A 9,854-nucleotide genomic window follows, 5' to 3' on the forward strand; every position below is an offset into this window, starting at 1 on the left:
CCCGTTTCCTGATAATAACTCTCTATGGTTTTGGGTAAGTCATAGTGAACAACAAAACGAATATTCGGTTTGTTTATGCCCATACCGAATGCCACAGTGGCAACGACGATTTGAATATTGTCGCGCTGAAATTGCTCTTGGACATGGTTGCGGTGCGAGGTGTCATAACCAGCATGATAAGCCGCAACGCGGTAACCTTTGTTGGCTAACTTGTCGGTAATATCATCCACTCTTGCTCGACTCGAACAATAGACAATCCCGCTTTGATCGGTTTGGCTTTTTAAGAACAGCATCAGCTGACTCAAAGGCTTAAATTTTTCTTCAATCGTGTATCTAAGGTTTGGCCTGTCAAAGCTACCTGTATGAACGAACGGTTCGTTGAGTTGTAACTGTGCGGCGATGTCGAATCTCGTTGCTCTGTCGGCCGTTGCGGTAAGTGCCATAATTGGCACATCTGGAAACTGTGGTTTGATGCAATTTAGGCGCAAGTAGTCTTGCCTAAAATCGTGCCCCCAATGTGATAAACAGTGAGCTTCATCGATGGCAAACAAGCCGACACCACAAAAGCGAATGTGCTCCATAAACTGATATTGCAACAAACGTTCAGGAGAAACATAGAGAATTTTAATCTCGTTGTGCTGTACTTGATTCATCACCTGCATTTGTTGTTCGCGAGTCTGTTGGCTATTAACAAACGCGGCCGCAATACCCAGTTCGAGCAGTTGGTCGACTTGGTCTTTCATCAATGACAAAAGTGGCGTAACAACGATGGTTACTTTATCGAGTAAGAGGGCTGGAATTTGATAACACAAACTTTTACCACCGCCCGTTGGCAACAGGACCATTGAGTCTTGGCCTGATAAACAAGCGTCGATGACCTTTTCTTGGCCATCGCGAAACGTCTCATAACCAAAGACTTGGCTGAGTACCTGATGAGCACTGGTAAATTGCCCATTTGGGGTTTCTGCTACAACGGTGTTGGACTGTGGCGCGGCATTAGTATTAAAAAATTCAGACAAACTTTTACTTTTTTTGATGTGACTCTCAATGACGCACATTGTACCATCATCACCTCGAAACAGGGCAGGGAAAAATATGCTTTCTAACGATCAGAAAAAGGCTTGGTTAGTCCAGGTTTTTAACAGTTTGAATTTTAACGTCAATCTTGGTCTAAATATTACCGTCTGTGAAGATGACAAGGCTGAGATCCGATTTCTGTGGGACGACAAATTAATGGGCAACCCGATGCAGAAAATTTTGCACGGTGGTGTGACCGCAACAGCACTCGATACGGTCGGCGGCATTCTTGCCATATACAGTCGAATTGCCAATATTGAAATGACATCAGAGGCGGCCCTTGCCGACTTTACCAAACGCGTCGGTACGATTGATTTACGTACTGATTATTTACGACCTGGTCGTGGCGATGAATTTATTGCATCGGCCAAACTCATTCGTTCGGGCAGCCGTGTGTGTGTTTGTCGAATGGAATTACATAACCAAAAGGGCGATCAAATTGCCTTTGGTACTGGCACTTACCTAGTAGGATAAAAATTTAATGAATGAACAAGCCAAGCAAGGTGTCATCTTTGCGCTTCTTGCTTATACCATGTGGGGCATTGCACCATTATTTTTCAAGCAGTTGCAGTTTATGCCCTCATTGGAGATTTTGGCTCATCGAGTAATTTGGTCAGCACTGTTGTTGGTGGTCATTATTGGTCTTCGTAATAATCTTCACAAAGTCCGGGCTATTTTTAAAAGTCGTCGACAGCTTTCTATTCTTACGGTGAGTGCTTGTTTATTGGGCTTTAATTGGTGGTTGTTTATTTGGGCGATCAATAATGATCATATTTTGGACGCTAGCCTTGGTTACTACATCAACCCATTACTAAACATTGCTCTGGGGATGGTGTTCCTCAAAGAACGCCTATCAAAGCTACAATATGCTGCGGTTGGCTTGGCATTGACGGGCGTTGCGATTCAAATTGTGACGTTTGGGTCGTTTCCTTACATTGCACTAAGTTTGGCGATCTCATTTGCTATTTATGGCTTGATAAGAAAAACCGTCGCGGTAGATGCGATGCCAGGCTTGTTGATTGAATCTTTAGTGATGATATTGCCTGCGTTTGTTTACTGGTTTGCCTTTGCGACAAGTCCTGCAACTAACTTGCTCGAAAATAGCATGACAATAAACGCCCTCATTATTGGTGCTGGGTTGGTGACGACAGCGCCGTTACTTTGTTTTGTTGAGGCAGCACGACGTCTTAACTATTCAACTCTTGGATTTTTCCAATACATAGGGCCGAGCTTGATGTTTATGCTTGCGGTATTTGTTTACGGTGAGGAATTTGGTCAAGATCGTTGGGTGACGTTTGGTTTTATCTGGACCGCACTGGTTGTTTACAGCTACGCTAGTTTTAGAAATTCAAAAAAACCAAAGACTTCCGTTTAATACTTATCCGCTATACGAAAAAGGAATAATAAATCATTTATTGTTCCTTTTTGTAATAACAAATCTTACTTAAGCTATTGCTAATAAATTAGTGATTATAAGGGTTGTAGAACAATCTGCAGCATCAGGCTTAAGTAATGAAATCTCAAGAAAAATCAAACTCTTCATTTAGACAAAATAGTAGTAAAGCTACTTTTATGGCGCTTACGGCTGTACTTTCTGGTTTTGCCTCAAGTTCTGTCATGGCAACAAATGGTTATTTTACTCATGGCTACGGGATGACGCACAAAGGTATGGCTGGTGCGGGTATTGCGATTAGCAATGATGTCATGTCAGCCGCTAATAACCCTGCCGCTCTATCGGTTGAAGGAACTCAACTTTCAGCAGGTGTAGACCTTTTCTCGCCAAGTCGAGAATATCGAGTATCAGACGTGGAATTCTTTGCTGAAGGTGGGTTTTATTTACCAGGTTCGGGTCAAAAAAGCGAAAATGACTACTTCTTAATTCCAGAATTTGCGTTTGGTTATGACGTAAATGATGGATGGAATGTCGGCTTAACGGTTTATGCCAATGGTGGCATGAATACAGAGTATGCTGTGAGCAAGCCTAACCCTGGGACGTTTTATGCGGGCACGACAGGCGTTGATTTAAAGCAGTTATTTGTCAGCCCGACCGCGAGTTACCAGATTTCTGAAAATACTCGAGTTGGTTTTGCGCCTGTGTTTGTGGTTCAACAGTTTGAAGCAACGGGCGTTGCAAGCTTCGCAGGTTTCTCGAGTGACCCAACATCGGTATCAAATAACGGCACTGATACCTCCACAGGCGTTGGCTATCATGTAGGTATTCAACATCAAGTCAATTCTAACCTAGACTTAGGTGTAAGTTATCGTTCGTCAGTGAGTATGTCTGAGTTGGATAAATACCAAGGTTTGTTTGCTGAGCAGGGCGGATTTGATTTACCAAGTTCCTACCAAATTGGGGCCGCTTACCAAATAAATCCTCAACACCAACTACTGTTGGATTGGCAACGCATCAACTACAGCGAAGTCGCGAGCGTCGCCAATCCAATGAGCAACATTATGGTCGCGCCGCTCGGAGCGGATAATGGTGCTGGTTTCGGTTGGCAAGACATGAAAATCGTTAAGTTAGGTTATCAATGGCAGCGTACTGAAGAGCAGATATTACGTGCTGGTTTGTCCTACGGTGAACAACCGATCCCTAGCTCTGAAGTGCTCTTTAATATCCTGGCGCCGGGTGTGCAGGAGTGGCATGTCACTGCGGGCTTAACTCAACACTTAAGTGATGATGTCGCGGTCAACGTTGCTGGCTTTTACTCACCTGAAAAAACAGTGAGCGGAGCAAACTTTCTAGCACCTAATCAGCAAGTTGAGTTGTCTATGAGTCAATTTGGTTTTGGTGCTTCCATTACTTGGCAGCTTTAACAAAGGAGGCCATTGTGATAACTGAATTTACGCCAATATCTGCGTTAATTGGCGGTGCCCTTATTGGTTTAGCCAGCGCGGCACTACTACTCTTTTATGGGAAAATAGCCGGTGTTTCAGGAGTACTGCAAGCGCTTTTCAATCCGTTCAGGTCAGAGAATAGCTGGAAGTTAACTTTTGTATTGGGCTTAATCACAGCGGGTCTTTTGACGAGTTGGTTAGCGCCTGAATGGATGGAAGGGGAATTGCGATTACCACCGTGGCTCATTGCCGTTGCCGGTCTTGCGGTGGGATTAGGAACAACATTAGGAAATGGTTGTACTAGCGGACATGGTGTGTGTGGAATGTCACGCTTTTCTGGCCGCTCTTGGGTAGCAACGATTGTCTTTATGGTTGTGGCTATTGTCGTTGCGAATTCAATGTCGCTACTTGCTGTGGGCTAGAAGGAGAAGTTAACGTGATTAAACAAATCGGTACGTTTTTTATAGGCTTAGTATTTGGTTTGGGGTTGATTGTCAGCCAGATGACCAACCCCGATAAAGTCTTAAACTTTTTGACTTTTGGTGACGATTGGGACCCTAGCTTGAGTCTGGTTATGGCCGCGGCGATGGCTGTGATGATGCTAGCCTGGTGGCGCGTATCAAAACGAAACAAGCCGATGTTTTCTAGTGGCTTTGATTTAAGTGAATTTAAACAAATTGACATAAAGCTCATAACTGGCGCAGCGTTATTTGGTCTAGGTTGGGGAATCAGTGGTATTTGTCCAGGCCCAGGTGTGGTGCAGTTAGCCAGTGGTAATTTAGACTTTATCTTGTTTTTTGTCGCTGTTTTAGTGGGTATGTATTTACCAAAAGTTTTGACAAGAAATAAAGCTTAACGGTTATTCCATTTCTGTCACTTATTTCACATCAAAAACAAAAAAGAGGCTTAAAAGCCTCTTTTTCATATTGTTGTATAGTACTCAGTTGTTTCTTCTAAAGACCTAAAGTTGAGACAATGCTGTTTCAGCATCGCTTACTTTAAACTCTTTTGGTGCTTCAACATTAAGTTGAGTCACAACACCGTCTTCAACGATCATTGAGTAACGAACTGCACGCACGCCACCAAATGTGCCCGTATCCATGCTTAGGCCAGCAGCTTCATGAAATTCTGCGCCACCATCGGCAAGCATAATGATCTCATCAGCGTTTTGTGATTTGCCCCAAGCTGACATGACAAACCCATCGTTCACCGATACACAAATGATGCTGTCGACGCCTTTGGCTTTGATTTTATCAGCTAACGCCACATAGCCTGGTAAGTGTGCTTCTGAGCAAGTTGGAGTAAACGCACCTGGTACGGCAAACATCACAACTTTTTTACCAGCGAATAATTCTTCTGTGCTGGTGGTTTTCATTTCGCCGTTTTCCATGTGTTGGAATTGAGCAGAAGGGAGTCTGTCGTTTACTGAAATCATGTTGCTTCCTTAATAATTGATAAAACGTTTTAACTCATCTAGACATCAAGGTAGACCAGAAATGTCTACATGAGAATTAAATTTAGCTATTTCATCGCCGCTTTTACATATACGTCAAAGCGGTTCTTTTTGGTTTCGATTTTTGTACTCGGTGTTTGGTTATTTAAAAACGGTGCGTAGTCAGGTCTTTTAACGACGACACGTTTCGTTGCGAGTTGATAAGACAGTGGTAAAAGCTCATCGGCGTCGTCATCAGTCCCAACAAACTGCTGAAAAATCGCCATGTCTTTTTTGACTGCCGCTGATTTTTCTCGATGCGGGAACATAGGATCTAGATACACCACGTCGTAATCGTCTTTGTTTTTTATAGCTTGCTGCAGTGCTTGTTGAGACGGAGCGTTGATTAGCTTCATTCGTTCATCAAACCAAGGTAGTGAGTCATCCGCTCGAGCACGGCGAAAGCCATCAACTAACATCATATAAACAGGGACTTGTCGCTCAACTAATGTCACCTCACAACCTAGAGAAGCAAGGACAAAGGCGTCTTTACCCATGCCAGCCGTTGCGTCCAAAACCTTAGGCGTTGCCCCTTTGTTGAGTCCTGCGGCTTTTGCGATTGCTTGGCCTTTACCACCACCAAACTTGTGTCTATGAGCATTGGCACCACCAACAAAATCAACAGAAATTTTGGTTTTTCCGTCAATCGTCAAACAAAGCTGGTCATCGGTGAATACTGCGTGCAGTTCCGTTTGACCCTTTTGATAAACGGGCTGGTGGTTCATTCGTTGCCAGCCAAATTGATCAGCTAGTTCGATGATCTCTAGAGGCGCCGATTGCCAGTGATAAAACTTCATTAACGCATTCCCACAACATTGTCACCGATAGAGAATGACAATATACGACTCAGCGCATTAAACGACAAACCCGTTTCGCGTTGCCATTGATTAAAACAAGCTTGAATTGTGGTTTGTGATTTTTTGGTATTTAGGCCGCCATCAATAAGTTTGTAGGCTCTAAAGTAGGCTTCGTTGTCGCGGCTTAGTAAAAACGTATCGACACCCAAAAAGCGCAAGGCATAAGGGCCCGTATTTCCGCCTAACCTTGCACCGTGTTTCTTGAGGAAGTTCCACAACCCAATCACATCGTCTTTTGGCCATTTTGCGACAAACTTTCCGAACGAGCCGTGATCCGCTGCGACTTCGTAAATCATTTGCGCATTGTCTTTAATCGTCATGACCTTTTTGGCATTGCGAATGATGCGTTCGTCTTTACATTTTTGTTCCCACATTTCGTCTGGCATCATCAACATCTTTTCGATATTGAAATCAAAAAACGTGTCTTCAAAACCAGGCCATTTTTGTTCGACAACCCGCCAAACAAAGCCACTTTGGAATATTTGTTTAGTAAATTGCGCAAGCCAGCGATCGTCGGGAATGCGGCTGACATCAATATCTGGCTCGTTGGCACCGGCCATTGTCATTACCAATGAGCGGCTACCTTTTCGCTCTATGGCTCGAGCAAGTACGTCCTCGAAAGACTCTAAATTTTTAATTGTCTCAGTAGTCATGTTTGTAAATTTTCATCAACTAAAAAAATCAGGCAGCGTTAGGCTGCCTGGACGTCAGTATCAATGCCCGAATGACGCAATAATGCATCGATTTGAGGTTCGCGGCCTCTAAACGCTTTGAAGAGCTCCATCGGTTCTTGGCTTCCGCCACGCTCTAGAATATTGGTTAAGAATTGTTGGCCGGTGTTTTCATTAAAAATACCTTCTTCTTCGAATTTAGAGAAGGCATCGGCAGACAAGACTTCCGCCCATTTATAGCTGTAATAACCAGCTGCATAGCCACCTGCAAAGATATGCCCAAAGCTATGTTGAAAACGGTTTGTTTGAGTTGGTGTCACAACTGCGACTTGTTCACGTACTTCATTTAGAATTGATTGAATACGTGCGCCTTGCTCTGGTGAGTATTCGTGATGAATACGGAAATCGAACAAGCTAAACTCGAGTTGGCGTACCATCATCATCGCTGATTGGAAGTTTTTAGCTGCCAACATCTTATCAAGTAACTCTTTTGGTAAAGGCTCGCTTGTCTCGAAATGACCTGAGATAAAGGCTAACGCCTCTTCTTCATAACACCAGTTCTCTAAGAACTGACTTGGTAATTCGACGGCATCCCAAGCAACACCGTTGATACCCGCAACGGCCGCTTCGTCGACCTGGGTCAACATATGATGAATACCATGACCAAACTCGTGGAATAAGGTGACGACTTCATCGTGGGTAAACAAGGCCGGTTGATCGCCAATCGGTTGATTGAAATTACAGGTCAAATAAGCAATTGGGGTTTGAAGTTCGCCAGAGCCAAATTTAATTCGACCTTGGCAGTCATCCATCCAAGCACCACCGCGCTTTTTCTCACGGGCGTATAAGTCTAAGAAAAAGCTACCGCGATACGTATTCGATTTATCAAAAATATCAAAGAACTGAACATCTTTATGCCATACATCGACTTTTTTAGGATGAGGCTTGACCGTAATGCCAAATAATTTGTTTACCGTCGTAAACAATCCAGTTAATACCTTGTCGGCTGGGAAATAAGGACGAAGTTGCTCATCAGATATTGAGTAGCGCGCTTGTTTTAGCTTCTCGCCGTAGTAGGTGTAATCCCAAGGGTTAAGAGAAGTAACACCAAATTCTTCTTTGGCAAAGCTTTCTAGTTCTTTAACCTCTCGCTTTGCCTGTGGGACAGACTTGCTTGCTAATTCGTTAAGGAATCCTAAAACTTGTTCAGGGGACTCAGCCATTTTAGTCTCGACGGACTTGTGAGCATAAGAGTCAAAACCTAGAAGGTTTGAAACTTCATGGCGCAGGGCCATTATCTCTTCCATGATCTCAGTGTTATCAAATTCACCGGCGTTAGGACCTTGCTCTGAGGCGCGAGTAGTAAATGCGGTGTACATCTCTTTGCGCAACTTAGCATTGTCAGAATAGGTCATGACAGGCAGGTAACTCGGAAAATCTAGGGTAAACAACCAGCCATCCAATTCTTTTTGCTCGGCCATTTGTTTTGCTGCTGCTTTGGCCGAATCGGGTAGGCCTGCTAGCTCGGCCTCATCAGTAATGACCTTTTGCCAAGCGTGTGTTGCGTCTAAAACATTGTTGCTAAATTGTGAGCTAAGTTCTGATAAACGAGATTGGATTTCACCGTAACGCTTCTGTTGTTCAGGCGCTAAATCAATGCCTGATAACTTAAAATCACGCAGGGCGTTATTAATTACTTTTTGCTGTGCGGTGTTTAGTGTTGTGAATTCATCAGAAGCGGCAAACTCATTGTAGGCTTCAAAAAGTCCTTTATGCTGACCAACCCATGTCCCGTACTCACTTAACATAGGTAAACAAGACTCGTACGCCTCTCTTAATTCGTCACTGCTCACCACTGAGTTCATGTGAGAAACGGGTGACCAGGCTTTAGATAGACGGTTATCTGCTACTTCTACTTGCTCGACTAGAGAGTGCCAAGAGTATGGTTTCGTCTTAACGGCCTTTTCAATGGCTTCTTTACTATCGTTAATGAGTTGTTCGATTGCAGGTTTGACGTGCTCTGGGCGAATCTCTGAAAACGGCGGTAATGGGCGGTTGGCTAATAATGGATTGGAATCGAGTTGGGTCTGGGACATAAAACGGCCTTTTACCTTTAAATCAGTTAATTTGAGACACTTTGTATCGGTCATTTTGTATAGATGAATAAATAAGTCCAAATGATCCATTTACAAGGCTCTAACCTATAATAAAACCGACCTAAAATGAATTATCGATGACATCTATCTACTTTTTCTATTTGGAATTACTTAAGTTAGCCCATATCCTTACGACATTGTAATTTTACAGGATCAGATTTATGACAACACATTTTGACTATATCGCCATTGGTGGCGGAAGTGGTGGTATCGCTTCAGCAAACCGTGCGGCAATGCGCGGTGCGAAAGTTGCACTTGTAGAAGCAAAAGCCATGGGTGGCACCTGCGTAAATGTGGGTTGTGTACCTAAAAAAGCCATGTGGTTTGGTGCGCAAGTAGCAGAAGCGATTCACAAGTACAGCCCAGACTATGGTTTTGATGTGACAGTAAATAACTTTGATTGGGCAAAATTAGTTGAGAGTAGAGAAGCTTACATCAAGCGTATTCACGGCTCTTACGATCGCGTACTAGCGAATAACAATGTGACGGTTATCAATGGTTTTGCCAAATTTGTTGATGCCAAAACTATTGAAGTAGACGGCGTACAGTACACCGCTGATCACATTACCATCGCAACAGGTGGACGCCCGACGTGGCCAGAAATTGAAGGGGCCGAATACGGTATCGACTCTGATGGCTTTTTTGCCCTAAATGAACAACCAAAGCGCACAGTAGTAGTCGGTGCGGGTTATATCGCAGTAGAACTAGCCGGCGTTCTTAACAGTCTTGGTACTGAGACAAAATTAGCGGTACGTAAACACGC

The 9,854-nt window shown here is 43.7% G+C and carries 11 protein-coding genes; 6 read left to right on the plus strand and 5 right to left on the minus strand.

Annotated elements, in window-relative coordinates; all coding sequences use genetic code 11:
• Positions 1-1,019: RecQ family ATP-dependent DNA helicase (locus AC4E96_RS00020; protein WP_490254520.1), on the minus strand; the 1,019-nt coding region annotated here is incomplete at its 3' end.
• A 76-nt stretch (positions 1,020-1,095) separates the two neighbouring features.
• Here AC4E96_RS00020 and AC4E96_RS00025 point away from each other — a divergent pair.
• The 5 genes from AC4E96_RS00025 (at position 1,096) to AC4E96_RS00045 (ending at position 4,771) form a co-directional block, all read left to right on the plus strand.
• A complete protein-coding gene (locus tag AC4E96_RS00025) occupies positions 1,096-1,551 on the plus strand; it encodes a thioesterase family protein (RefSeq protein WP_488032095.1) in 456 nt (151 codons plus the stop codon).
• A gap of 7 nt (positions 1,552-1,558) precedes the next feature.
• A complete protein-coding gene (rarD, locus tag AC4E96_RS00030; RefSeq protein ID WP_488032094.1) occupies positions 1,559-2,452 on the plus strand; it encodes an EamA family transporter RarD in 894 nt (297 codons plus the stop codon).
• A gap of 137 nt (positions 2,453-2,589) precedes the next feature.
• The gene (locus AC4E96_RS00035) at positions 2,590-3,894 is read left to right on the plus strand and encodes an OmpP1/FadL family transporter (RefSeq protein ID WP_490254521.1); all 1,305 of its coding nucleotides are present in this window, start codon (positions 2,590-2,592) and stop codon (positions 3,892-3,894) included.
• 14 nt (positions 3,895-3,908) lie between these two features.
• Positions 3,909-4,337: a YeeE/YedE family protein gene (locus AC4E96_RS00040; RefSeq protein ID WP_490254522.1), complete on the plus strand. Its 429-nt coding sequence runs from the start codon at positions 3,909-3,911 to the stop codon at positions 4,335-4,337.
• A 17-nt stretch (positions 4,338-4,354) separates the two neighbouring features.
• Positions 4,355-4,771, plus strand: coding sequence for a DUF6691 family protein (locus AC4E96_RS00045; protein ID WP_490254597.1), 417 nt, complete (start codon positions 4,355-4,357; stop codon positions 4,769-4,771).
• Between the two features lie 105 nt (positions 4,772-4,876).
• Here AC4E96_RS00045 and AC4E96_RS00050 read toward each other — a convergent pair whose 3' ends face one another.
• The 4 genes from AC4E96_RS00050 to prlC form a co-directional block, all read right to left on the minus strand.
• Positions 4,877-5,350 (minus strand): peroxiredoxin, encoded by a 474-nt coding sequence (locus AC4E96_RS00050; RefSeq protein WP_490254523.1) that lies wholly within the window; start codon positions 5,348-5,350, stop codon positions 4,877-4,879.
• An 86-nt stretch (positions 5,351-5,436) separates the two neighbouring features.
• Positions 5,437-6,204: a class I SAM-dependent methyltransferase gene (locus AC4E96_RS00055; protein WP_490254524.1), complete on the minus strand. Its 768-nt coding sequence runs from the start codon at positions 6,202-6,204 to the stop codon at positions 5,437-5,439.
• The gene (locus tag AC4E96_RS00060) at positions 6,204-6,917 is read right to left on the minus strand and encodes a DNA-3-methyladenine glycosylase I (RefSeq protein ID WP_488032089.1); all 714 of its coding nucleotides are present in this window, start codon (positions 6,915-6,917) and stop codon (positions 6,204-6,206) included. Before AC4E96_RS00060 ends, AC4E96_RS00055 begins: the two co-directional genes overlap by 1 nt.
• 38 nt (positions 6,918-6,955) lie before the next feature.
• Complete coding sequence (gene prlC, locus AC4E96_RS00065) at positions 6,956-9,031, minus strand: oligopeptidase A (RefSeq protein WP_490254525.1); 2,076 nt, start codon at positions 9,029-9,031, stop codon at positions 6,956-6,958.
• Positions 9,032-9,252: 221 nt separating this feature from the next.
• On the opposite strand from prlC, the gene AC4E96_RS00070 reads away from it, so the two are divergent.
• A partial coding sequence (locus tag AC4E96_RS00070) for an FAD-dependent oxidoreductase (protein WP_490254526.1) occupies positions 9,253-9,854 on the plus strand: 602 nt, incomplete at its 3' end.

It is taken from the genome of Psychrosphaera sp. (assembly GCF_982872775.1).